Here is a 24,052-nt window from a genome sequence, read left to right as displayed (position 1 = left end):
GAGTCAGCCTTTAGATGAGAGCACGGTCCCCGGCTCCATGTGCATTCTGTAGCTCATCGAGATAGCGCCGAAGGCCCATTTCCATCACATCACTGAAACGCTCATCGCCGGAGAGGTATCCCAGCGTCCAGAGTCGCCTCGTGACCGCGTATTGAAGGATCGGATCGTGGGTCTTGATGAAGGAGCGGATGTAATCGACCGGAGGGGCGCCTGCCGGGTTGTAGCCTGCGAACCGGCCAGACGAGAGCATCAGGTCGGTGTTGAAAACCCGAACGCCAGCGGGCCGAAAGCGGAGCATATCAACCATGGCATTCGGGCCTGCGTTAAAGTGGGTATCCGCCAGGAGCCACATGAACGAGACCAGTTGCCGGGTACCTGAACATTCCTTCGGTAATTGCGCGTGCCCTTTGCGATTGTGGAAAACCGCCCAGCGCAGGGAGGAGAGTACGGCCCCATAATTGGCCCGGGCGAGCTGTTGGGACTGGGTGTTGTTGTAATAACTGACATCAATACGCGCGCCCTGGGTGTCGGGGTCTCTGCCCTTATCGCCGCCCCGGTAGCCGAATTTCACCACGACATCGTGGTCATCGATTTCCGCCCCCTGGGCTTTCTCAATGGGCACAGGGCCAACCAGCGCGATTCGCTGGCCCCGGATAAACCTGCCGAAGGCCAGGTCCTCTAGCGCGGCCAAACTGGTCATCCCATCGTCGGAGCCATCCCAGGTGCCTGCCAGCAACTGAAGGAACCACCGGGCCTGCGCAATTTTCATCGGGTCCGCAAGCTCGCGCCCCATCTGCTTCAGAAGGATGGCTGCGTCCGCAAAATCTTCCCGTTCAAGCTGCGCGTACAGTCCCAGGGCCAGGGTGTCGGCGCGAGCACTGTCCCGCTTATGGGCATCCGCCACCATCCGGGTCAGGCCGTGCTCTCGCAAAGCGCGGGCAAGCTGGAAGAAACCAATGCCCAGGCACAACCGATAAAGATCGAGCCAACAGAGTGCAGGGAGCATCGCGGGATCCATCTGGCCCACCTGATGCTCAATCCGTTGAAGATCGTCGGGCTGCAGTTGCTCCTTCCGTGTAGCACCATGGCTTAACAGTTCTCGCCAGAAGAACGCAAGACGCTCGGGAGCCGCCCCATAACCGATTCGGCGCAGCGCACGGTCCAGCAGCACAAGCTCCTTTGTGTTGCCTACCGGTACCTGTTGGGCCTCGATAAACGTGTCCTTGAGGACAGTGAACCGCCACCAGCGGTCCCGTCGCTTTTTTGAGTACAGTAGCTTCCCGATCATGCCAGCGTTCAGTCCATCCCGTAGATCGATTGTGAGGCAAGTTCGTATCGGGTCGGTGTTACGGAAACCAGTTCCCTAGCGCCCGCCGTCTGCTGATACAGATCCAGTACATCTTTCATTTCCCGGTTTCTCGGATCGTCAGCGCCGTAGCCGTCAAACCCGGCCATCAGCACCCTTGAGGCCTTTCCGCTCGCTGTAATCGCCAGCGCATAGGCCACCACAAGGGAGGTGGGCAGTGTGCAGGACACCTCGGCAAACCGGAACACATCGGACTCAACGGAGAGCCCGAAATCCAGTACTTCCTTGCCCTCAAGCGCGCGCTTCACATCCCGGGGAAGCGCAGCCCAAGGGGTAATCAGGGGCTGAGGCAACAGCGAATGGGCATGACAGTCCGCCAGCAACCGGACCGGATGGCAAGCAACACGAAGGCTGATCAATTCCGACGCAATCGCAGCCTGGGTATTGAGTGCGATGACCACTGGTTCGTGCCGGCGGATATAATTTTCCAGCGCCCATTTATGGCGCAGCACCCCGGGCCCGGTGCCTAGCAGTAGCACCTCCCTGTTGCCAAGTCGAGACTCCGGATTCCAATTGCCGCTCTGGCCATCGCCATAGAAGTGCTTGGCGGCGTCGAGTGTGTGGAGACTGAACTTCTTGCCGCCCTCCACCCGAAGGTGTTCTATAGCCGCGAGAATGTCTTCTTCGTCGTAACGGGAATCGCTCAGCATTTCCTGGATGTAGGTCGGGTGGATACCGTACTTCCCCGCCAGGTAGTAGAAGGGATTGGTACCCCAGCCGAAGCGCTCCTGCATCGGTCGAAAATCGTTTCTCAGTATCCGCATGAGCGGCACGAGCGATACCTGCTGCTGCCGCAACTGCGCGATCTCGATCGCTAATTCTTCTGTCCTCGCATTGCCCGGTCCCCGACCCATGCCGGTCACCGTGGAGTCCACCCAGGTCACGCCCTCACCGAGGGCCGCCAGGGTATTCTGCAAGGCCATGCGAAGGTTGTCATGGGTATGGATGCCCAGTTCGCCCTGCCAGTGGTGGCGAAGCCAGCCGATGATCACCGCGGTCTGCTCTGGAGACATGCTGCCCATGCTGTCAGCGAAATAGAGGACATCGATCGGGTACAAGGATGCCTTGCGGGCGATGGCTTCAATCTCATCCTGGCCACGATCCGCGACCTGCATCAGGTTGAACCCGACCCGGTAACCCCGGTCACGCAGCCAGCCGCTGGCCTCCGCCGCTTCATCGAATTCATGCACATGGCAGGCGATCCGCACCACGCTGACGGGAGAGTCGCCGGCAGTCGTTGGGAACAGGATGGCCAGCCTTTCTTCCAAAGACCCTTCCCCAACCAGTTCCGAGGCGTTCACCATTACCCCGACCGTCAGGGATTGCGGGATCGACAGACTGCGGAGAAACTCGTCCGTGGTGTAGGCGCAGGGGCCCTTGAACCCTTGGTTCTGGAGGGTTCGAAGCCCCATTTCCACCACATCAACTCCGGCGGCAGCCATCGCATCCAGGTAGAGTGCGATCAAATCCGTGTCAAAATCCCAACCGTTGTAATAGCCACCGTCACGCAGCGTGCAATCGAGGAAAGTTAGCTGTTGCTTCGTCATAGCGTCGTTCATCCGCAAGCGCAGGGTCAGATATCGGAGATTCCGGCTGTGAGCATGGCCTCGGCAATCAGGAAGTCTTCCTCCCAGTCAATATCGAAGCCCTGGATCTTATCCACAACGTATTTATAGGGTCGCTCACCTATCCGGTCCGCTTTCTGCTTATAGATTGAAAAAGGGGCCAGGAAAACACCACTGTTGATCTCATAAAGCGGCGCCAGTGTCTGGGTGCGGGGCCATTTCTCAACATTCCGATCGTACGTGATAGGCCCGGATTCATCCCAGACAAACCCCCGCAGTTCACTGACAGTCATCAGCGAATCGTGGCCGTTTTTCAGCTCCCTGAAATACCGCTCTATCACTTCGTCATAAAGGGCCGCTGTCAGAAACGGAGACGTCACATGGGTCCAGAGAATGTGCCCTTCTTCTATTTGGGAACCGGCATACTCAATGAGTTCGTCTGTGCTTGTGCTGCTGGAAGACAGCGTATCGTCCCGCAGGCGAATATCTAGCTTAGGTGAATCGAGAGTCAGGGCGTACTCGATGATGTCCTCGTCGTTGGTAGAGAGAACGACCTTATCGATAAGCCTGGCGGCAAGCAGCTGCTCAAGCTTGATCTGCAGCAGTCCGAACGGCTTCTCGGCAATCGGCCGAATATTTTTCCGGGGCACCCTCTCACTGCCTTTCCGACAGGGCAAAAAACAGGTCACAGTCATTTTGTCTCTCCCGGGAGCTCACTCAGTGTTGTCATGAGTTGGCGCGGCTGCAGTCTTCTCTGGTCAAGACGGACCGACGGCTTTTCGCCTCTTCCCGTTTCAGGATCGCCCAGACAAAAACCACCATGAATACAAACATGGTAACGCCTATGTTTCTCTCCAGCATGCTCTGAGTCAGATTAACAATCGCGTGCAGGGTTACAAAGAACGAGCCTCCCAACGCCAGGGCCTGAACCTGCGGTACATCTGAGCGTGTTTTCTTCATGAACAGGCGAAGCGAGACCAGCAGCAGAAGAAGATAAGTGACCAGCCCAACAATGCCATAACGGGCCATCACTTCCACATATTGATTATGCAAATGACGAAAATCCCGGACTGCGGGGTGAATTTCGCCCCCGGCAATTAGCTCATCAACAACTTGGTCGGTTCCGGTCGGACCAGAGCCGATTAGCGGGTTCTGTTTGAAGGCCCCGATACCGGCTTTCCACATGTCCAGCCGCAGCCCCACCGATGTGCTGTTTCGGCCGTCCTCGTAGTAGTCAACAAACTCGCTCACCGCCACCGCCGTGCGACGTTCCACTAGGTCAACCTGGGAGGCCGCCATGAACCCGACCGCGACCACCGCTACCGTAAGTGCAAACAGAATCTTACGCTGGATAAGCGGTCGCCAGAACGCGTACAGGCCAATCACCGTGACCACAGGAAAGGCAACCCAGCCACTCCTCGTGCCCGACACAAGCGAGGCGTATATACCGGCCACGGTGCCCAGACACAGATACGCCTGCCAGATTCGCCGGCACGGCTGCTTTTCAGCCCACACAAGTCCCGAGAACGCCAGCAGCCCAAGCGCCATCGCACCATTGCCATAGTGAATGGGATTATCGAACGCAGTGACGCGCATAACACCCTGGAATTCTGCCTGGTATAAACCGTATCCGCCTGCCATCACGGCACCGAGCGCGGCAAGTGCGAAAAACCAGCCTGCGCTCATGCCATACCTCAGCACAAATACCATAACCAGTGAAGCCGCCACGTATCGTGTGGAGAGGTCAAATTCCGACAGATCTTCGCCATGCACCAACAGGGTCAATGCCTGACTCAGGAAAAACATCCAGAGCACCCCCAGCAGCGCCAGGCTCTCCCTGTCGATACCGGCACGCAGCTTTTTCCAGCGGTAGGTCAGCAATGCCAGAATTAACATCAACGATGGGCCGAAGGCGTATGCGTCAGGTACCAGAACGTAAAAAAGCAGGTAAGAAGCCAAAGCCAAGAACGACAGCCAGGATAAAACTCTATCCCAGGCGGACCCGGAGGTAATAGCGTCCGGGTGAGCAGTGGGGTTCTTTGTCAAAGTGGCACCATCTGAATTGATAAAGGGTTCGTGTTGCATCCGCGTTAGGCGTCCTTACGAGAGGGCTGCGCCTCATACCCGGCAAGGAGTTCATGCCAGAGCTTTTTCTTGCCGGCTGCCTCCTGCGGGACTCGCTTCTCCACTGAGCGCCGCAATCGCTGGAGGTTTTTTTCTTTCCAACGGGCCGAGGAATCCAGACGCCATCGACAGCGATCAAAATCGATCAGGAAGACCCGCGCGTCTGACACAAGAATGTTGTCACAGTTAAGGTCTACATGATCGAGGCCCGACCGGTGAAACCCGGCGATGGTCTGCCCGACCCGGTACCAGAGTGCTTTGTCAGTCACCTCCGGATGCTCAGGCAATGGCACGGCACCTTCGATCCTTTCGATCAGGATGGCAGCCTCGTACGAAAAGACTCCCTGCCTATCAACCAACGCAGCTATTGGTCTGGGCACGGGCAAGCCTAAGCTCCTCAGTTCACTTAGCAGCCTGAACTCAGCAAATGAGCGGGCGCGGCCGTAACCGGTGAACAGATAACGGCGCTCGGTGAGGCGGGCAATCAGTCCACCTCTCCGGTAGTGCCTGAGCACCAATGGACCTTTGGGAGAATTCACAAACCACGCGCTACCCCGGCCACCAGCCGACACGGGCTCCGCTTTCTCGCCCCAGTAACCCGGCGAAAACCACTGCTCATTGACGTCTTCGCAACCGGCTGCGCAGAGCACTGAAACCATAAACGGAATTACCGAATGATGCCCTGCCAAGGCCCGCAAGACGTTGGCCGGGGAGTACGTTAGAATGGCGCACAGTTTACCAATGACACTCCCCCGGCACTACATCCGCCGGTTAAAGAATCGAAACGGACCGTAACTTGGGCACGCAACCAGACACCTCCAGCATCCAATCCATCTGCATTCTGCGCCTCTCCGCCATCGGCGACGTTACCCACGTCGTCCCTGTGGTGCTCAGCCTTCAGGAGCAGCTGCCAAACGTCAGGATCACCTGGATCATAGGCAAGATCGAGGCCAAGCTGATTGGCGACCTGCCAGGGGTCGAGTTTATTATCTTTGACAAGAAAGCGGGGCGGAAAGGCTATGCGGCCCTCCGCGAGGCACTGCGCGGGCGCCGCTTTGATGCACTGTTGCACATGCAGGTCGCGTTGCGGGCCAATCTGGCAGCGGCGCTGGTACCGGCTCGCGTCAAAGTCGGCTATGACCGAGCTCGCAGCAAAGATCTCCACAGCCTGTTTATCAACACCCGCATTACCCCTGCACCAAATCAGCACGTGCGGGACTGCCTTGCCAGTTTTCTGGAACCTCTGGGACTGCAGCCGGCGCCGCCCCGCTGGACAATTCCCCTGTCAGAGAGCGACCACGAATTTGCAAAAGCGCAGCTGGCCGACGACCGTCGTAATCTGGTGATCAGCCCGTGCGCCAGCCATCCGTTGCGCAACTGGCCGGCCGAGCGCTATGCGCGGTTGGCTGACCATGCCGTGGCCAGGCACGGCATGAAGGTGATTTTGGTTGGCAGCCCGGCGCCGTTTGAAGCGGAGTATTGCGCGGCCATCGAAAACGCGATGAAAGAGAAAGCCCACAACATCTGCGGTAAAGACACCCTGAAGCAGCTCACCGCCCTGCTCGCACACGCAGATCTTGCCGTCGCTCCGGACACGGGTCCGGGGCACATCGCCAGCGCGGTGGGTACGGACGTGCTGGGCATTTTTGCCGCCAGCAACCCCTACCGTTCAGGCCCCTACAATTCTCTTGAATGGTGCGTGAACCGCTATCCGGAGACACTGGCGCAGTTTACCGGCAAGACCGTGGATCAGGCCCGCTGGGGTGCCAAGGCAGAATTCGAGGGGGCGATGGAGCTGGTGACGGTGGAGGATGCAACCGCAATGCTGGACCGGTGGATTGAGGCTCAGCGGGTGGCTAAACCAGAAACGACGCCGAATCCAAAGTGATCCGGCGCCGTTTCTGTGGGACGGGTTAGCATGCGTAACCCGACACTTGCGTTGATGCTGGTTGTCGGATTACGCTGCGCTAATCCGACCTACGATGAAGTTTGTGCCGGCGGCTACTTGCGAGCGGTGTAATCCTGGTAGGACTTCTCTTCCACAAAGCGGGAACCCAGTGCCAGGTTCACTTCTTTCTTGATGGCGGCGCGCTTGTCGTTGGTGACGTAAACGGCACGGGCCAGTTCGATGAACTTCGGGCCGAAATCCTGGTCCGCTTCCTGGTCGCGAATATCGTCTTCAATCACCCACAGCTCCTCGTTCACAGCTTTCAGCTGCTGCCGCAGATCCGCGATTTCCGAGGCCTGGTCTTTCACCGCCTCGTCCCAGGTGGCGCTCAGCTCGTCCAGCTCCAGCCGCACATTTTTGAGTTTGGCCTCATCCTTGATGCGCTCGGATTTGATTTCCAGAATGGTGATCTTGTCCAACACCTCACCAAACGATACGGGTACCTTGATTACGTCCGCCATGTGCTCGTCCTGCCGGTCTCTAGAGGTTTGAAATAACAAAGCCGCCGGGCTGCGACAGTCCACGGCGGCTCGCGGGTGTTCCGGTATCAGCTTGTAACGTGAGTCAGCCAGCCGCCGTGGTCAGCCGATTTGCCCTTCACCGCATCAAAATACATCGCCTGCAGCTTCTCGGTCAGCGGGCCCCGCTTGCCGGCGCCAATCAAGCGGCCATCCAGCTCACGAATCGGCAGCACTTCGGCGGCGGTGCCGGTGAAGAAGGCCTCGTCCGCGATGTACACTTCGTCACGGGTGATGCGGCGCTCTTTCACCGGAATGTTCAGCTCGCGGGCAAAATCAAGAATGGTGGCGCGGGTGATGCCCTCAAGGCAGGAGGTCAACTCCGGCGTATGCAGCACGCCGTCACGCAGAATGAAAACGTTTTCACCCGACCCTTCAGCCACATAGCCTTCGTTGTCGAGCATCAAGGCTTCTTCACAGCCGCTGGCGATAGCTTCGTTCAGGGCCAGCATGGAGTTGATGTAGTTGCCGTTAGCTTTCGCCTTACACATGGTGATGTTGACGTGATGACGAGTATAGGAAGAGGTGCGCACCTTGATGCCCATTTCCTTGGCTTCCGGCGACATGTACGACGGCCAGCTCCAGGCCGCGACCATTACATGCACCTGTAGGTTGTCGGCACGCAGACCCATGCCTTCGGAACCCAAGAACACCATGGGGCGCAGGTACGCCTCGTCCAGGTTGTTTTCGCGAACGGCCGCGCACTGGGCATCATTCAGCTGTTCTTTGGTGAACGGCATTTTCATATTCAGGATATGAGCAGAACGGAACAGACGGTCAGTGTGCTCTTTCAGGCGAAAAATCGCCGGGCCATTGGCGGTGCTGTAGGCACGCACGCCCTCAAAACAACCCAGGCCGTAATGCAGGGTGTGGGTCAGCACGTGGGTTTTGGCTTCACGCCAGGGAACCATTTCACCATCCAGCCAGATCAGGCCATCGCGATCAGCCATCGACATTGTTTCTGCTCCATACAAGCTTTTTCAGGGAGACGGCATTCTAGCAGGAATTTTCTGAAGAACATAAATGTCCGGTGCTACGCCAGCATCACCTTTTCCCACATGCCGCGGATGTATTCCCGCTCGTCGGGAAAGGCATCCCCTTCCACCTGGCTGTTGAGATTCTGCAAGGCCCGGCGGTGAATGGTCGAGCGCAGTGTAATGTACACTTCACGCAGTTTTTCCGCATCCTCGACAGCGATCACCCCTGCGCGGCCAAGCTCTTCCAGCTGCCGTATGTTATCCGACCATTGTGTCAGCTCAGGATGTTCACCGCTTTGGGCCAGCATCAGATACTGCACCATGAATTCGATATCGATGATGCCGCCCTGGTCGTGCTTGATGTGGAACGTCGCGGCCTGGCTGGACTCCGCGGTACCCAGGCTGGTGCGCATTTTCTCTCGCATGTTCACCACATCCGCGCGCAGGGCCTCACGATCCCGCATCTGACACAACAGTTGGTGACGCAGGGCCTCGAATTCGGCGAGGGTACCCGTGCAACCGGCAACCCCCCGGGCGCGGGCCAGCGCCTGGTGTTCCCAGGTCCAGGCATCGTTGCGCTGATATTTCTCAAAGGCTTGTAGCGTGCTGACCAACAGCCCCGAACTGCCCGATGGCCGCAGCCGCATATCCACTTCATAAAGCTGGCCCGACGGCGTCTGGGTGCTGAGGATATGCACAATGCGCTGACCAAGGCGGGTGTAAAACACGGCGTTATCGATAGGCCGGTCGCCGTCGGTGGCCTGCTCCGGATCCGCGTTGTGCACGAACACCAGATCCAGATCCGAGGTATAACCCAGCTCGATACCGCCGAGTTTGCCATAGCCAATAATGGCGAAATCGGTATCACAGGCTGACCCATCGGCGCGACGAGGGTAGCCGTGGCGACTGACCAGGTTAGCAAAGGCGACATCCACCACGTGGTCCAGCACCACTTCGGCAATCCAGGTCAGGTAGTCACTCACCTTCATCAGTGGCAGGGTGCCTTTCAGCTCCGAGGCGGCCACTCGCAGAATATGGGCCTTCTTGAAGTGCCGCAAAGATTCCATCTGCTCCTCAAGATCTTCGAACGGAATGCGCAGCATCTGCTGGCGCAGATCGTCCTGGAGCTCCTCTTTGGCGGGCGGATGATACAGACTTTCCGCATTCAGCAGCTCATCCAACAGCAACGGCGTTTCCGCCAGCTGCCTTGCGATCCAGGGGCTCTCGCTGCACAGCTTGACTAACTGGGTCCGTGCACCGGGGTTTTCGAGCAACAGAACCATGTAAGCGGTTCGCCTGAGAATGGCCTCCACCAGTTGCAACACCCGCCCCAAGGTTTCGGAGGGCGCATCCACCTGGGTCAGGGCCTGCAGCAGCACCGGCATAAATTGATTCAGACGTTTACGGCCTTGAGTCTGCATGACCTGAACGGTCCGGCTCTCGCGCAGATCGTTCAGCAACGCCAGACTGTCTTTGGCAGCCTCATATCCATGCTCTTGCAACCATTGACGGGCCGCATCGTCCTCCATTTCCGACAGCCACAACTCATGCCAACCCTCATCAAGCGAGGCCGAGTCGTCTTCCTCCTCCTCAGTCGCGATGATGTCGGAGAAATGACCGGCGACCCGCTCCCGATGGACGTCCAGCACCTGCAGGCAATCGCTCCAGTTGTCGAACCCCATGATCAGCGCTATGCGGGCCTGGCTCAGCGTGTCTTCTGGTAAAAGCTGAGTCTGTTTGTCCTCCATACCCTGCAGAGCGTGCTCAAGATTGCGGAGGAACACGTAGGCCTCACGCAACTCCTTAACCACTGTCGATGGCAACAGTTCAAGCTTCTCCAGCTCCTTCAGAACGTTCAATAGCTCCCGCTGCTGCAATTCCCGGTCACGCCCACCGCGGATGAGCTGAAACGCCTGCACCACAAACTCGATTTCCCGAATGCCGCCTCTGCCCAGTTTGATGTTGTTCTCCAGGCCTTTACGCCGGACCTCCCGACTGATCATCCCCTTCATGTTGCGCAAAGATTCGAACGCGCTGAAATCCACGTATTTTCGGTAAACAAAGGGGCGAAGGCTGTCCATCAGCACCTGGCCCGCCTGCTCGCCACCCGCGACCACCCGAGCCTTGACCATGGCGTAACGCTCCCAGTCACGCCCCTGGTCCTGATAGTAGGTTTCCAATGCAGAAAAGCTGAGGGCCAACGCGCCACTCTGGCCATAGGGGCGCAAACGCATATCCACCCGGAACACAAAACCGTCAGCAGTGATCTGGTCCAACGCCTGAATCAGCCGTTGTCCGAGGCGAATGAAAAACTGCTGATTATCGATAGAGCGACGCCCACCCCGGGTTTCGCCCTTGCCGGGAAACGCAAAAATGAGGTCGATGTCGGAAGACACATTCAGTTCGCGCCCGCCGAGCTTACCCATCCCCAGCACGACCATGGACTGAGGGCACTCCCTCCCGGTGGCCGGGTCGGTTCCCCACGGTGTGCCGGATTGTTCGCAGGTATCCTGGTACAGCCAATCCAGGGCGCCCTGGATACAAGTGTCCGCAAACGCGCTCGTGGCGGCGATGGTTTCATGCATGTCGGCCCACCGCAGGAGGTCGCGCCAGATGATGCGAAACTGGCTTTCCCGGCGAAACTGGCGCAAAGCCCTGTGCAGCGTGTGTTCGTCTTCAATCTCGCTCAGATACTCCTGCCAGCGCTGTTGCAGATAGCCCGGTTCCGTTGCCTCGCGCAGGGAGCGCGAGGCCACCAGCGCCTCAACCTGCTCCGGATGCCGCTCCAGGGTGTGTTTCAGGAACACGCTTCGGGCCATGGCGTTGGCCACATCGGTCTCAGCCAGACCCGCATCCGGTGTCATCCAGCCCTGGGGGCCGCCCTCAAACACTGAGGACCAACCAGCCGACACATCCTCGGCAAGCACTTTCGGAAGACCGCTCCATGGCTCGGACATAATGCAAACCCCTGTATCTCTGTTATATTTCCCGTACTGTATAACGAACCGTTACCCGACTGAACAGCTCAGGCCCTTAATGCTCAGAAACCGTCGTCCACTCAACCCGGAACATCAGCTTGCCCATCTACCGATGTCGGGCATCATCCGCTCACGAATCAAGAGGCTGTTCATTATTCTTGGCGGACTGATGGCTTTCCAGGTGCTGGTACTCTGGTGGGCAGAAAGCCTCAGCCTGTTCGAGGCTTTCTGGCTTACCATGACCACGCTGGTCACCGTGGGCTATGGCGATTTTTCGCCGCAAACCACCGTTGGTCGCATCAGTACCATTGTGGTGATGTTTATCAGTGCAATCACCCTGCTCACACTGATAGTCAGTGATTTTATTGAATACCGGTTTTACCGCCGGGAACGTATCGTAACCGGACGATGGGTATACAAAATGAAAGACCATATTGTCATCATCAACACCCCCCAACACGGCGGGGAACAGTACTTCGCGCGTTTCGCGTCGCAAGTGAGGGCAGTGCCGGGGTACGAGACCACTCCAATTATCATTCTGACCCGGATGTTCCCCACCGGACTGCCGCCGGAGCTGGCCGATGTGGGACTGGTTCATTTCCACGGCTCCGGGGGCGACCCCGACGCCCTGAAAGCCGTCCATGCTGGCAGCGCACGGCACATTGTTGTGCTGGCGTCCGACGAATCCGACCCCACGTCGGACAGCCTGACGTTCGACATAGCCCACCGGCTCACCGAATCCAACCTTGGTCATCACACGACGGTGGAGTGCGTGAGTGATCGCAATCGGGACCGTTTCAGGGCCGTGGGCGTGCGCACGATTATTCGGCCGGTCAGAACCTACCCGGAGATCATGGTACGTGCCGTTGTCGCGCCGGGCTCCGAGAAAGTTCTGGAGGACATGTTCAATTATCAAAACGACCACCCCCATCGCTATGATCTGAAACTGGATGATCTGGACTGGGCGGACATCGTCAGCGCCCTGATCCGCCATGGTATCGGTACCGCGCTGGCCTATATCGATAACGATGGGGAAGTGGTGTGCCATCCGAGCACCAATGAGGAAATCAAGGGCAAGGGCCTGATCGTGCTGGTCAAGTCCCACGAAACTCCGACGGTTGAAGTGGTGGACGAAGCCCTGACTCGCTACCGGGCTTTCCTCGAAAAATGGAAAACTGCCGACGCCAAGGCCGAAGGTGCAGCCCCTTAAACTGTCGCCGATGCCAGCGCGAGCTGAAGCTGACCAAGCGCCTCCCGATTGGCCATTGCGGGCATCGGCTCGCTGGCCAGCAGGCCCTCAGACACCCGACTGAACTGCTCGCCGGCACCTCGCTGTGCCGCCAGCTGACCGATTGCCGCCAGGGCATCGGGCGCCACTTTCAGCGCCTCACCCTTGAGCCAGGCCACGCTCAGACCATGGAGAAATTCGGTCACCGAGAGACCGGTGGCGCCCTCTTCCCGCAGTGCCTCGGGTTCGTGCAAGCCCGCGAGAAAGTACCCCTGCTCGGCCTTGCTCACCAGATTCAGGAACACCGGCACCTGGGTCGCCAGGGCCTTTGCCCAGCTCACCAGTTGTGAGGCATCGCCGGCCTTCAGTTCAAACTCGATTTCATGCAAAGGGCGTTTGTTGTCGCCAGCGATGATATGGCCGGCATCCACCGCCACCTCGATCACCGTGCCACCATCCTCAACCATCACCACCTGGCGCTCGAAATTGGTTTCAAACACCGGTGTCAGCGCGGCAAGATTGATGCCCTGCCCCACGGGCGTGTCTGACAACAGCCCAAGGTTCAGTTCCGTGCCCATCAGCGGCCACTCCCATTCCTTTCGACGATGGACGCCGTCCACAAATTCACCCTGGGTTTTCAGGGTCTGAATGTAGCGGTCACCGGCCCGCCGGACCCGTAACGCCACTTTATGTCGGTTAAGATCGCCCGCCGGGGTGTCGTAGTAGCGGTTGACCAAGGTCTTGCAGCCCCCCTCAGAAGCAGCGGGCTGCGCCAGCAACCAGGTCAGGGCCAGACGCTGATGCGCCTCGGACAGACTGAGTTTGATTTCCAGTTCTTCGGCCACAAGAGCCCTCCCGGTTCAGATCGGATTTTTTGCAGCATACACAAAAAAACCGGCGACCCGAAGGTCGCCGGTTTTCCGGTTTACTGCCTGATTAGCTGGTTAGCGGATCAGAAGTAGTAAACAGCACCGACAGAGGCGATTGAGCGCTCGTCAGTTACAGCGTCATTGCCCAGTGAGTCAGTGTATTCGTACACGTCGTCACCGCCGCCCAGGTAGCCTTCGAAGTAGACATACATGTGGTCAGACACGTTGTGCAGAGCCTGCAGGGTAATGGTGTCTTGCTTGGTATCAGCAGCGTCATCAGCTTCGGCCAGCTCGTAGGACAGAGCGAACTGATTCGCACCCAGGGTGTAAATACCCATCAGGCCAAACAGATCGCCAGAATCATCACGAGTGTGGAATTCACCAGTCAGGCGCAGGTTGTCCAAGTTGTAGCTGGCACGCAGACCGTAGGTATTCTCGTTGTTGCCATCGCTGAGGTCGTTGGAGTCCATGGCCACGGCCAGTTCCAGAGCGTCAACTTCGTACAAAGCCGCCAGCTGGTATGGGTAGGACTTGCCACCGGCCGCTTTGGTGTCGTCGCCGCCATCAACGCCGTCACCGTTGACTTGCACTGCTCCCCAAATACTCAGGCCGCCAAAGGAAGGAGACATGTACTGAACCAGGTCGCCTTCCCCAGTGGTGTAGTCCGGGCCGATGTTCAGCGTAGCCACTTCATAGAACTCGGCGATCTCGCTGACTGCGCGCTCGTAGGTGGAGTCGTCGGAACCAACCCAGACCTGACCGAAGCTGTCACCTTTCACACCAATGTAGGCTTCGTCGATGTTGGCGCCAGTCGAATCTTTTTCGTCAGCACCAAAACCGTCCAGCTCGAGCTTGAAAAAGCCAGTGATGCCCGGCGCGATCTCGTGATCGTGAACAACACCCAGAGTCGAACCATTGTCGAAATGTTCGATGCCAGAAGGACCGCCATCAAAGCTATCGTGGGCGATTGCGTACTGGATGTTACCGTACACAGTCGGCATGGAATCCATTTTCGCAGCCAGTTCAGAAGCGGACATAGTGGCTTCTTGCGCCAGCGCTGCGCCAGAGAAAGTTGCGGCTGCAACTGCAGATGCGATGAGCGTTTTTTTCATGTTGCGTCTTCCTTTATTGAGTTAACTCAGGTTTTAGCGACGGGTTCAAATCCCGTTCTTGAGACTTTCACCAGGCAGGCTGGTCAGAGCCTTATTTTGTGCAGTTTCCATGTCAGTTTGATGACACGCAGCTAACATTTTTTCAGTTTTTGTTCGCCCCGAAAAACTTCGGATCGTTACAGCTCAATAGCTTACCCTGATAAGTTAAAGCGCTGCATGATGAACCTGTTTTAATACAACCATTGTAGTTTTGCAAATTTTTAACGACCGCTTTTTAGCTTTTTTGGTGCGTATTTACGGCATCGATATTCTTGTTTGGTCTTTCCTTTGTATCCCGCCAACCGTTCAAACCCGGGGCCAGAACATTAAAAAATCTTTTTAATCAGCCACTTAAAAATCGAACCGTTGAAACCCAGACGTAGAACCCATCTTTTTCCCCAATCGGGCCGCACCATTCAAGTTCGCCTTCATGGGCTGCGCGCAATTATGGTGCGAAATGAGATGCATTTCAGGAACTGCCTCCCACCTGCAGCATGAAAGTGACTGGCCCGTCATTAACCAACGCCACTTTCATGTCTGCTCCAAACTGCCCACGCTCGATACGACCGCCGGGCAGAAGGCTGCCAGCCACCTCCAGAAACTGGAGAAACAGAGTCTCGGCAAGCTCGGGGGGTGCCGCTGAAGAAAAGCCGGGCCGGGTACCGGAGCCGGTATCAGCCGCAAGGGTAAACTGGGGAACCACAAGAAGTGCGCCACTGACGTCCAGCAGGCTTCGATTCATCCGTCCCTGGTCATCGGCAAACACGCGGTAGTTGACGATTTTTCTGGCCAGCGCCTCAGCCTGCGCGGGGCCGTCACCACGCTCCACACCCAGCAGCAGCATAAGCCCCTGAGGTATGTCAGCAATGATCTGCCCGTCTACGGAAACACTGGCACTGGATACGCGCTGGATAAGCCCTTTCATCTAACTCCCTGTGGAAGGACCATTAACAAGTGGCAAGAGTGTATCCATGGGGTTACAGGACCGCAACCCCGAAAGGGCAATTCAGGCCAACGTCCCATTCACGTCAGCGGCCACTTCATCCACGCCACGAATGAGCGCATCAATGATGGCCGGCTCCGAGGCCGAATGGCCCGCGTCACGGATAATTCTCAGGTCGGCTCCGGGCCAGGCCGCCGTCAGTGCGAGGGCGTTATCCAGCGGGCACACCATGTCATAGCGCCCATGCACAATGACGCCAGGAATGCCGGCGAGTTTGCCGGCGTCACGCACGATCTGGTCAGGCTCGAGGAACGCCTGATTCATGAAGTAGTGGCACTCGATCCGCGCTAATGCGATGGCAACGTGGGGATGACCGAAATGCTCAACCACACGGGGATTCGGATGCAGAGTGGCACAACGGCCCTCCCAGATTGACCAGGCCTTGGCCGCCTGAATCTGCTCAAGCTCGTTGCTGCTGGTCAACCGTCTGTAGTAAGCAGACACCAGATCGCCGCGTTCGTCTTCGGGAATGGGCGCGAGGAAATCCTCCCAGTAATCCGGGAAAATCCGGCTGGCACCCTCCTGGTAGAACCAGTGTATGTCTCTCGGGCGGCACAGAAAGATTCCCCGCAACACCAAACCAAGAACCCGCTCGGGAAACGCCTGGGCGTACACCAGACTGAGCGTGGAACCCCAGCTGCCGCCGAACAGCAGCCAGCGCTCGATACCCAGAAAGGTGCGAACCGCTTCCATATCCGATACCAGCCGGTCGGTGCTGTTGCCTTCCAGTTCGGCGAGGGGGGTTGATCGTCCAGCTCCGCGCTGGTCCATCAAAATAATGCGGTAGCGCTCCGCATCGAAGAAGCGTCGATGATAATCCTCACACCCGCCGCCGGGCCCGCCATGCACTACCAGCACCGGCATGCCTTGTGGATTACCGCTTTCTTCGACGTACAATTCATGCGGCGGATCCACCGCAATTCGGTGCTGGGCGTTGGGCTTGATGTCTGGGTACAGCGTGAGCATCGGGGGCTCCGGGACGAAGGTATACCCGGAGTGTAGCTGAAGTTAAAAAAAAGGGCGGGCCATTTCGGGCCCGCCCTTCTGTTTCGCCGAACGCTGCTTACTTCTTGTTCGCGCGCTTGCGCTCGTTCTCGGTCAGCAGTTTCTTGCGCAAACGGACCGACTTCGGCGTGACTTCTACCAGCTCATCGTCGTCGATAAATTCCAGCGCCTGCTCGAGGGTGAACTTGATCGGCGGTACCAGAGCAATCACCTCGTCCTTACCGGACGCACGCATGTTGTCCAGCTTCTTGCCCTTGGTGGGGTTCACCACCAGATCGTTATCACGGCTGTGGATACCGCACAGCTGGCCCTCGTAGATTTCCTGGCCCGGATCAAGGAACAGCTTGCCGCGGCTCTGAAGGGTCTCCAGAGAGTAGGTCAAAGCAGTGCCGGTCGCCATGGACACCAGTACGCCGTTCTGACGATTGGTCACGTCACCACCCTTGATCGGACCGTAATGGCTGAACGTGGACGTCAGAATGCCGGAACCGGAGGTCATGGTCAGGAACGAGTTCCGGAAACCGATCAGGCCACGAGCCGGGATGGTGTACTCCAGACGCATACGACCCTTGCCATCCGGAATCATGTTGGTCATGTCACCCTTACGAAGCCCCATCTGCTCCATCAGAGCACCCTGATGCTGCTCTTCGATGTCAACGATCACGTTTTCGTAAGGCTCCTGCTTAACACCGTCGATCTCACGAATGACCACTTCCGGCCGTCCGACGGCCAGCTCGAAATTCTCGCGGCGCATGTTCTCGATCAGAACCGACAGGTGCAGCTCACCGCGGCCAGACACCTTGAACTTGTCCGCGGAGTCGCCTTCTTCCACACGCAGCGCCACGTTGTGCAGCAGTTCTTTCTCCAGGCGCTCCTTGATGTTGCGGCTGGTGACGAACTTGCCTTCCTTACCGCAGAAGGGCGAATCATTAACCTGGAACGTCATGGATACTGTTGGCTCGTCCACCGTCAGCGGAGGCAGGGCCTCAACACTGCTCTGATCACAGAGGGTGTCAGAGATGTACAGCTCATCCAGACCGCTGACACAGACGATATCGCCGGCCTGAGCCTCTTCCACTTCAACGCGCTGCAGACCCGAGTGCCCCATGATCTTGAGAATCCGGCCCTGGCGCTTCTTGCCGTCAGCGCCAATCGCGGTTACCGGGGAGTTGGTCTTGATCTTGCCGCGCGTAATACGGCCGATGCCGATCACGCCCAGGAAGCTGTTGTAGTCCAACTGGGAAATCTGCATCTGGAACGGGCCATCCAGATTGACGGCAGGCGCCGGAACGTGGTCAACGATGGCCTGGAATACCGCGTCCATGTTGTCGTCCAGCTTTTCGTGATCCATGCCGGCAATACCGTTCAGGGCACTGGCGTACACGATCGGAAAATCGAGCTGTTCGTCGGTGGCACCGAGGTTGTCGAACAGATCAAACACCTGATCAACGACCCAGTCCGGACGAGCGCCCGGGCGGTCAATCTTGTTGACCACAACAATCGGGTGAAGGCCGGCATCGAACGCTTTCTGCGTCACGAAGCGGGTTTGCGGCATCGGGCCATCTATGGAGTCGACCACCAGCAGTACACAGTCGACCATGCTCATGACCCGCTCCACCTCGCCACCGAAATCGGCGTGGCCCGGGGTGTCTACGATGTTGATGTCGTAGCCATTCCATTTCAGTGCGGTGTTCTTGGCCAGGATGGTAATGCCACGTTCTTTTTCCTGGTCGTTGGAATCCATCACCCGCTCACTTTCGAGCTCTTTGCGATCCAGTGTGCCCGACTGACGGAGCAACTGGTCAACCAGGGTGGTTTTACCGTGGTCAACGTGGGCGATAATGGCGATATTACGAAGTTTTTCAATCACAAAAATAATCCTGCGGCATGTACGGAGCTTCCCTGCAAAGTATTTCCCGATTTGGCATCCGAAAAGCAGCAGGGTATAAATGAAGCGGCGCGCAGTATATCGAAAACTCGATGTCGTTAATATGAAGAAAAACGCCTATTCGCTCAATTCGACCTGCGCACTAATTTGGGTCATGCTCACGCCTGGCGCACCAACATGACGCACCAATGAAGTGCAGAGGGACGGCAGCAGCGAACCTATGCGCGCCAAAAAAGGCCGAACTCCTTGCAGTTGCGCTGTTCTGGCGCACATGAATCAAATTGGCAAGGCAATTGCTTGACCTGAGACAGCCGATTTTGAAGGTAAGACGCCGCCGCTTTTGGTAAGCTGCCCCGACCTCAATAACAGATCGGAAGTCAGCGTCGCTGAACGATCCGGCATAACGAACATGAAATCACCCGCGCAGCGGGTAACACGATGGAGCATGCACATGTCCAAGACAGTTGATTTGATCAAAGAACACGAAGTCAAATGGGTTGACCTGCGTTTCACCGACAGCCGCGGTAAAGAGCAGCACGTGACCCTGCCCGCCAGCGAAGTGAACGACGACTTCTTCACGGATGGCAAGATGTTCGACGGCTCCTCTATTGCCGGCTGGAAAGGCATCAACGAATCCGACATGATCCTGATGCCGGACGACAGTACATCTGTTCTTGATCCGTTCACCGAAGAAACCACGCTGAACATCACCTGCGACATCGTTGAACCCTCAACCATGCAGGGTTATGAGCGTGACCCGCGCTCCGTTGCACGTCGTGCCGAAGAGTATCTGAAGTCCACCGGCATTGCCGATGGCGCGCTGTTTGGTCCCGAGCCCGAGTTCTTTGTCTTCGATTCAGCCAAGTGGAAGACCGATATGCAGGGCTCCATGTACGAGCTCTACTCTGAAGAAGCGGCGTGGGTTTCCGGCGAAGATTTCGATCGCAACAACATCGGTCACCGCCCGGGCGTCAAAGGCGGCTACTTCCCGGTTCCGCCGGTAGACAGCCTGCATGACCTGCGTGGCGCCATGTGTGCAGCCATGGAATCCATGGGCCTGGACATCGAGGTTCATCACCACGAGGTCGGTACTGCTGGCCAGTGTGAAATCGGCGTTGGCGCCAACACCCTGACCAAGAAGGCTGACGAAGTTCAGATCCTCAAGTACTGCGTACATAACGTCGCTCACGCTTACGGCAAAACAGCGACGTTCATGCCCAAGCCGGTGGTTGGTGACAACGGTTCCGGCATGCACGTTCACATGTCCCTGAGCAAAGACGGCAAAAACCTGTTTGCCGGCGACAGCTACGCGGGCCTGAGCGAATCTGCCCTGTACTACATCGGCGGTGTGATCAAGCACGCCAAGGCTATCAACGCCTTCACCAACAGCTCCACCAACTCCTACAAGCGTCTGGTTCCGGGCTTCGAAGCTCCGGTTATGCTGGCCTACTCTGCCCGCAACCGCTCCGCTTCGATCCGTATCCCGTACGTGAACAGCCCTAAGGCTCGTCGTATCGAAGTTCGCTTCCCTGACCCGTCAGCCAACCCGTACCTGGCATTCGCCGCGCTGATGATGGCCGGCCTCGACGGCATTCAGAACAAGATCCACCCTGGCGATGCTATGGACAAGGATCTGTACGACCTGCCGAAGGAAGAAGCTCTGAACATTCCGAAGGTTGCAGAAACCCTGGCGGAAGCTCTGGACTGCCTGGAAGCCGACCACGAGTTCCTGACCCGCGGTGGCGTGTTCACCGAAGACATGATCGGCGGCTACATCGATCTGAAGCGTGGCGAAGTTGAGCGCATCAACATGACCACTCACCCGGTCGAGTTCGAGCTGTACTACTCCTGCTAACAGCGGCTGCTGTCGACAGGTAAGGAATGACTCTCGGGTCATTCCGCGAAAAAGCCCCGCTCCGGCGGGGCTTTTTTTGTGAGCTACGACACAGTCACTGCGGCCCTTAACGATATGTAACTCTTTGAACCCGAGAGACCGTTGAAAACCCACCGCCGGCGACTGATAATCGAATCAAACCCCAATAACAGGTTAGTGGCATGAACATACGGCTTGGAATCTTTGTTGGCATTTTTCTCATCGGTGCCGCCCCGGCCCTCGCGGAGGTCTACCGCAACGTCGATGCCCAAGGCAACGTCACCTTCTCGGATGAGCCGTCAGACGGAGCAGAGGAGGTCAAGGTCAAGCCTGTCACCACCGTCACGCTACCAAAGCCGGCAGATGTTCAGGAACCGGAGAGGCTGAGGCGGCAGGTGGAAGAGGAAGGTGCCGCCTACGACAGCGTGCGCATTATTGCCCCCAATGACGACGAGGCATTCCACAGTGGCAGTGGGGATGTGGCCTTCCGGGTGGCCAGTGAGCCTGCGCTGAAAAGAGGCCATCGCTATGAGGTAACGCTCGATGGCCAGCCCGTCGGCCAGACGGCTTCCGACACCGTCACGGTTCGCAACGTATTTCGCGGCACCCACAACGCCGGCGTCAACATCATCGACGAGAAGGGTGTTCAGGTAAAATCCGGCGAATCCATCCGCTTTACTATTCATCGTCCCTCCGTCAATAACTGACCCACCAAAGTCTGTGCGCACCAGTATAGTGCGCGCGCACCATAAAAAAGCCATACTCTGATCGCGAACGGGGCGCTCTTTCCGCTACCCTCTGGCAGCCTTTGCCAAAACGCACTACGTAATTGCGTCCGCACAGGCTGTCCGGGCCACGTGCTCGTTAAGCGGGCACGCAAACTGAACCGAATTCGGAAACTGGTTCAGTTTTTGCAGAACTGCGTTGCAAGACCGGGAAGTACGCAGCAATGCCAATCGATCGAGACAGCAGCATGGCACTCTTACAAACCAAAGCCTCCGGCTACAAGAACATTCTGGATAGCCTGACCACCGCCGTTCTGGTGATCGAGGATGGCCTGCGTATCCAGTACCTGAACCCGGCCGCCGAGAGCCTGTTCGAAACCAGCAACACCCGAAGCCAGGGCCTGCCCATCCGGGACATTCTGGTGGACTCCGAAGACGCACTGACCACACTGCACGCCGCGGCCGAGAACGGGCACTCCTACACCCGGCGGGAGGCGGAATTCGTGCTCACCAGCGGCACGCGACTCACTGTGGACTATTCGGTATCACCGGTCAGCCTCGACCCCAACGAATTGCTGATTGAGATTCAGCCCCGGGATCGGCTGCTCCGTATCAGCCGTGAGGAAGACATTATTTCGCAACAGGAAACCACCCGCATCCTGGTACGTGGTATGGCCCATGAGATCAAGAACCCGCTGGGCGGCATCCGCGGTGCCGCCCAGTTGCTCGACCGGGAGCTGGATGACGAAGGCCAGCGGGAGTACACCCAGGTCATCATCGACGAGGCGGACCGTCTGCGCTCTCTGGTAGACCGCATGCTCGGCCCCAACAAAGCGCTGAAGCTGGCGCCCACCAACGCTCACGAAGTGCTGGAGCGGGTCAAAACCCTGCTGGAAGCCGAAAGCCGCGGGCGGCTCCAGTTCCGCCGGGACTACGACCCCAGCCTGCCGGAGTTCTATGGTGACAAGGAGCAACTGATTCAGGCGTTCCTGAACATTGCCCGAAACGCCATGGAAGCGGCGTTTGAAAACCAGGCCGAACAGAGCGGTGACGAGCCGCCCACCATTACCTTCCGCACTCGCGCCCTGCGGCAATTTACCATTGGCCACAAGCGTCATCGCCTGGTCTGCCGGATTGACGTGATCGATAACGGCCCCGGCATTCCGCCGGAGCTGTTGCAAAATATTTTCTACCCGATGATCAGCGGCCGTGCCAGCGGCACCGGCCTGGGCCTTTCGATTACCCAGAGCATCATCGGGCAACACCACGGGCTGGTTGAATGCAAGAGCGAGCCCGGCAAAACCGACTTCATCATCTTCCTGCCCCTGGAGGACAACTAATGAGCCAACCGGCAAACGTCTGGATCATAGACGACGATCGCAGTATTCGCTGGGTGCTGGAGCGCGCCCTTAATCAGGCCGGTATGCAACCCCGGGTTTTCGACAGCGGCGAAAGCATCATGATGCGGCTGGAGCACCAGCAGCCCGACGCCATCATCAGCGATATCCGCATGCCGGGTGTCGATGGCATTACCCTGCTCTCCCAGATCGTAGAGGCCTACCCAGACCTGCCGGTCATCATCATGACCGCTCACTCCGACCTGGAAAGTGCGGTCACCAGCTACCAGACCGGCGCTTTCGAGTATCTGCCCAAACCATTCGACGTGGACGATGCCGTTGCCCTGGTCAAGCGGGCCGTTGCTCACAGCCATGAGCGACGTGCAACGTCGGAACCGCAGGTTGAAAGTACTCAGCGCAACACCGAGATCATCGGTGAAGCCCCGGCGATGCAGGAAGTGTTCAGAGCCATCGGGCGTCTTTCCCATTCCAACATCACGGTTTTGATTAACGGCGAAAGTGGCACAGGCAAAGAGCTGGTCGCGCAGGCGCTTCACAACCACAGCCCCCGTGCCAACCATCCGTTTATTGCCCTGAACATGGCAGCCATTCCCAAGGACCTGATCGAATCCGAGCTGTTCGGCCACGAGAAAGGCGCCTTCACCGGCGCCGGCGCCGCGCGCCAGGGGCGTTTCGAGCAGGCCAACGGCGGCACCCTGTTCCTGGACGAAATCGGTGACATGCCCGCAGACACCCAGACCCGGCTGCTACGGGTACTGGCGGATGGCGAGTTCTACCGCGTGGGGGGCACCACGCCCATCAAGGTGGATGTGCGCATCATTGCCGCCACGCACCAAGATCTGGAAAAGCTGGTTCAGGCCGGCTCGTTCCGGGAGGACCTGTTTCACCGCCTGAACGTGATCCGGGTTCACCTGCCCAAACTGGCCGAACGCCGGGAAGACATCCCGAGGTTGATGCAGCACTTTCTCAAACGGGCTGCCAAAGAGCTGACCGTGGAGCCCAAGATTCTGCGGCCGGAAGCGGAAGAGTACCTCACCACCATGCCCTGGCCCGGCAACGTCCGCCAGCTTGAGAACACCTGCCGCTGGCTGACCGTCATGGCCAGCGGACGGGAGATTCACATCGATGACCTGCCGCCGGAACTGCTCCACCAGGCCGAGACGCCGGCCACTGGTCAGACCTGGCAGGAGGGCCTGCGGAACTGGGCCGAACAGGAGCTCAAGCGGGGCCGTAAAAGCATTCTGGATACTGCGGTACCCGAATTCGAAAAGATCATGATTGAGTGCTCGCTGAAACATACCGGCGGCAGGCGCCGGGACGCATCTATATTATTGGGCTGGGGACGCAACACCTTGACACGGAAAATTAATGAGCTGGATATGGATCATCCCGATGATGGCGAGGACTAAAGCCTGAAGCCCCGCATTTGCAGGGCATAAGAGAATCAGATCGACTCCAGTCGTTACACTTTACAAA

General features: G+C 57.9%; 19 protein-coding genes. 6 read left to right on the top strand and 13 right to left on the bottom strand.

What is annotated here, in order from left to right:
* Positions 1 to 10 precede the first annotated feature (10 nt).
* From R0125_RS15640 to R0125_RS15620, 5 genes are read right to left on the bottom strand one after another with little or no spacing between them, the layout of a single operon-like run.
* A complete protein-coding gene (locus R0125_RS15640) occupies positions 11 to 1,288 on the bottom strand; it encodes a hypothetical protein (RefSeq protein WP_317238752.1) in 1,278 nt (425 codons plus the stop codon).
* Between the two features lie 8 nt (positions 1,289 to 1,296).
* Positions 1,297 to 2,913 (bottom strand): aldolase catalytic domain-containing protein, encoded by a 1,617-nt coding sequence (locus R0125_RS15635; RefSeq protein ID WP_317238751.1) that lies wholly within the window; start codon positions 2,911 to 2,913, stop codon positions 1,297 to 1,299.
* A 26-nt stretch (positions 2,914 to 2,939) separates the two neighbouring features.
* The gene (locus R0125_RS15630) at positions 2,940 to 3,626 is read right to left on the bottom strand and encodes an acylneuraminate cytidylyltransferase family protein (RefSeq protein WP_317238750.1); all 687 of its coding nucleotides are present in this window, start codon (positions 3,624 to 3,626) and stop codon (positions 2,940 to 2,942) included.
* A 31-nt stretch (positions 3,627 to 3,657) separates the two neighbouring features.
* Positions 3,658 to 5,016: an O-antigen ligase gene (locus R0125_RS15625; protein WP_317238749.1), complete on the bottom strand. Its 1,359-nt coding sequence runs from the start codon at positions 5,014 to 5,016 to the stop codon at positions 3,658 to 3,660.
* 5 nt (positions 5,017 to 5,021) lie between these two features.
* Positions 5,022 to 5,714 carry a 3-deoxy-D-manno-octulosonic acid kinase gene (locus R0125_RS15620; RefSeq protein WP_317238748.1) on the bottom strand — a complete coding sequence of 231 codons (693 nt, stop codon included), beginning with the start codon at positions 5,712 to 5,714 and terminating at the stop codon, positions 5,022 to 5,024.
* A 164-nt stretch (positions 5,715 to 5,878) separates the two neighbouring features.
* On the opposite strand from R0125_RS15620, the gene R0125_RS15615 reads away from it, so the two are divergent.
* The gene (locus R0125_RS15615) at positions 5,879 to 6,943 is read left to right on the top strand and encodes a glycosyltransferase family 9 protein (RefSeq protein ID WP_317238810.1); all 1,065 of its coding nucleotides are present in this window, start codon (positions 5,879 to 5,881) and stop codon (positions 6,941 to 6,943) included.
* Positions 6,944 to 7,056: 113 nt separating this feature from the next.
* Here R0125_RS15615 and R0125_RS15610 read toward each other — a convergent pair whose 3' ends face one another.
* The 3 genes from R0125_RS15610 to glnE all read right to left on the bottom strand — a co-directional run bounded on the left by R0125_RS15610 (position 7,057) and on the right by glnE (position 11,455).
* On the bottom strand, positions 7,057 to 7,464 hold the full coding sequence (locus R0125_RS15610; RefSeq protein WP_317238747.1) for a DUF6165 family protein: 408 nt from the start codon (positions 7,462 to 7,464) through the stop codon (positions 7,057 to 7,059).
* A gap of 86 nt (positions 7,465 to 7,550) precedes the next feature.
* A complete protein-coding gene (locus R0125_RS15605; protein ID WP_317238746.1) occupies positions 7,551 to 8,477 on the bottom strand; it encodes a branched-chain amino acid transaminase in 927 nt (308 codons plus the stop codon).
* Positions 8,478 to 8,554: 77 nt separating this feature from the next.
* The gene (gene glnE, locus R0125_RS15600) at positions 8,555 to 11,455 is read right to left on the bottom strand and encodes a bifunctional [glutamate--ammonia ligase]-adenylyl-L-tyrosine phosphorylase/[glutamate--ammonia-ligase] adenylyltransferase (RefSeq protein WP_317238745.1); all 2,901 of its coding nucleotides are present in this window, start codon (positions 11,453 to 11,455) and stop codon (positions 8,555 to 8,557) included.
* 79 nt (positions 11,456 to 11,534) lie between these two features.
* Between glnE and R0125_RS15595 the strand changes: the two genes are divergently transcribed.
* Positions 11,535 to 12,686 carry a potassium channel family protein gene (locus R0125_RS15595; RefSeq protein ID WP_248183690.1) on the top strand — a complete coding sequence of 384 codons (1,152 nt, stop codon included), beginning with the start codon at positions 11,535 to 11,537 and terminating at the stop codon, positions 12,684 to 12,686.
* On the opposite strand, the gene R0125_RS15590 is transcribed toward R0125_RS15595, so the two are convergent.
* The 5 genes from R0125_RS15590 to typA form a co-directional block, all read right to left on the bottom strand.
* Positions 12,683 to 13,549 carry a CYTH domain-containing protein gene (locus tag R0125_RS15590; RefSeq protein ID WP_317238744.1) on the bottom strand — a complete coding sequence of 289 codons (867 nt, stop codon included), beginning with the start codon at positions 13,547 to 13,549 and terminating at the stop codon, positions 12,683 to 12,685. The two genes, R0125_RS15595 and R0125_RS15590, sit on opposite strands and share 4 nt — an antisense overlap.
* Positions 13,550 to 13,656: 107 nt before the next feature.
* Positions 13,657 to 14,685, bottom strand: a complete 1,029-nt coding sequence (locus R0125_RS15585; protein ID WP_317238743.1) for a porin — start codon at positions 14,683 to 14,685, stop codon at positions 13,657 to 13,659.
* 508 nt (positions 14,686 to 15,193) lie between these two features.
* Complete coding sequence (dtd, locus tag R0125_RS15580; RefSeq protein WP_317238742.1) at positions 15,194 to 15,649, bottom strand: D-aminoacyl-tRNA deacylase; 456 nt, start codon at positions 15,647 to 15,649, stop codon at positions 15,194 to 15,196.
* Between the two features lie 81 nt (positions 15,650 to 15,730).
* Positions 15,731 to 16,693, bottom strand: a complete 963-nt coding sequence (gene pip, locus R0125_RS15575) for a prolyl aminopeptidase (protein WP_317238741.1) — start codon at positions 16,691 to 16,693, stop codon at positions 15,731 to 15,733.
* Between the two features lie 97 nt (positions 16,694 to 16,790).
* Entirely contained in the window at positions 16,791 to 18,602 is a 1,812-nt protein-coding gene (gene typA, locus R0125_RS15570; RefSeq protein ID WP_248183684.1) for a translational GTPase TypA, read from the bottom strand.
* A 469-nt stretch (positions 18,603 to 19,071) separates the two neighbouring features.
* Between typA and glnA the strand changes: the two genes are divergently transcribed.
* From glnA to ntrC, 4 genes are all read left to right on the top strand, one after another.
* A complete protein-coding gene (gene glnA, locus R0125_RS15565; RefSeq protein ID WP_248183683.1) occupies positions 19,072 to 20,475 on the top strand; it encodes a glutamate--ammonia ligase in 1,404 nt (467 codons plus the stop codon).
* A 200-nt stretch (positions 20,476 to 20,675) separates the two neighbouring features.
* Positions 20,676 to 21,200 (top strand): DUF4124 domain-containing protein, encoded by a 525-nt coding sequence (locus R0125_RS15560; protein ID WP_317238740.1) that lies wholly within the window; start codon positions 20,676 to 20,678, stop codon positions 21,198 to 21,200.
* A 266-nt stretch (positions 21,201 to 21,466) separates the two neighbouring features.
* A complete protein-coding gene (gene glnL, locus R0125_RS15555; protein ID WP_248183681.1) occupies positions 21,467 to 22,558 on the top strand; it encodes a nitrogen regulation protein NR(II) in 1,092 nt (363 codons plus the stop codon).
* A complete protein-coding gene (gene ntrC, locus R0125_RS15550) occupies positions 22,558 to 23,985 on the top strand; it encodes a nitrogen regulation protein NR(I) (RefSeq protein ID WP_317238739.1) in 1,428 nt (475 codons plus the stop codon). Before glnL ends, ntrC begins: the two co-directional genes overlap by 1 nt.
* Positions 23,986 to 24,052: the final 67 nt, after the last annotated feature.

The sequence above is a fragment of the Marinobacter sp. M-5 genome, from assembly GCF_032911545.1.
In the GTDB taxonomy this organism is placed as follows: domain Bacteria; phylum Pseudomonadota; class Gammaproteobacteria; order Pseudomonadales; family Oleiphilaceae; genus Marinobacter; species Marinobacter goseongensis.
This window is presented reverse-complemented; position numbering and strand designations above follow the sequence as displayed.

What these genes read in the sequence shown, in the direction of transcription:
- R0125_RS15640 (WP_317238752.1), bottom strand. Translation starts at nt 1,288, where the DNA reads ATGATCGGGAAGCTACTGTACTCAAAAAAGCGACGGGACCGCTGGTGG.
- glnL (WP_248183681.1), top strand. Translation starts at nt 21,467, where the DNA reads ATGGCACTCTTACAAACCAAAGCCTCCGGCTACAAGAACATTCTGGAT.
- R0125_RS15585 (WP_317238743.1), bottom strand. Translation starts at nt 14,685, where the DNA reads ATGAAAAAAACGCTCATCGCATCTGCAGTTGCAGCCGCAACTTTCTCT.
- glnE (WP_317238745.1), bottom strand. Translation starts at nt 11,455, where the DNA reads ATGTCCGAGCCATGGAGCGGTCTTCCGAAAGTGCTTGCCGAGGATGTG.
- dtd (WP_317238742.1), bottom strand. Translation starts at nt 15,649, where the DNA reads ATGAAAGGGCTTATCCAGCGCGTATCCAGTGCCAGTGTTTCCGTAGAC.
- pip (WP_317238741.1), bottom strand. Translation starts at nt 16,693, where the DNA reads ATGCTCACGCTGTACCCAGACATCAAGCCCAACGCCCAGCACCGAATT.
- glnA (WP_248183683.1), top strand. Translation starts at nt 19,072, where the DNA reads ATGTCCAAGACAGTTGATTTGATCAAAGAACACGAAGTCAAATGGGTT.
- R0125_RS15560 (WP_317238740.1), top strand. Translation starts at nt 20,676, where the DNA reads ATGAACATACGGCTTGGAATCTTTGTTGGCATTTTTCTCATCGGTGCC.
- R0125_RS15620 (WP_317238748.1), bottom strand. Translation starts at nt 5,714, where the DNA reads ATGGTTTCAGTGCTCTGCGCAGCCGGTTGCGAAGACGTCAATGAGCAG.
- R0125_RS15610 (WP_317238747.1), bottom strand. Translation starts at nt 7,464, where the DNA reads ATGGCGGACGTAATCAAGGTACCCGTATCGTTTGGTGAGGTGTTGGAC.
- R0125_RS15595 (WP_248183690.1), top strand. Translation starts at nt 11,535, where the DNA reads ATGCTCAGAAACCGTCGTCCACTCAACCCGGAACATCAGCTTGCCCAT.
- R0125_RS15625 (WP_317238749.1), bottom strand. Translation starts at nt 5,016, where the DNA reads ATGCAACACGAACCCTTTATCAATTCAGATGGTGCCACTTTGACAAAG.
- R0125_RS15635 (WP_317238751.1), bottom strand. Translation starts at nt 2,913, where the DNA reads ATGACGAAGCAACAGCTAACTTTCCTCGATTGCACGCTGCGTGACGGT.
- ntrC (WP_317238739.1), top strand. Translation starts at nt 22,558, where the DNA reads ATGAGCCAACCGGCAAACGTCTGGATCATAGACGACGATCGCAGTATT.
- R0125_RS15605 (WP_317238746.1), bottom strand. Translation starts at nt 8,477, where the DNA reads ATGTCGATGGCTGATCGCGATGGCCTGATCTGGCTGGATGGTGAAATG.
- R0125_RS15630 (WP_317238750.1), bottom strand. Translation starts at nt 3,626, where the DNA reads ATGACTGTGACCTGTTTTTTGCCCTGTCGGAAAGGCAGTGAGAGGGTG.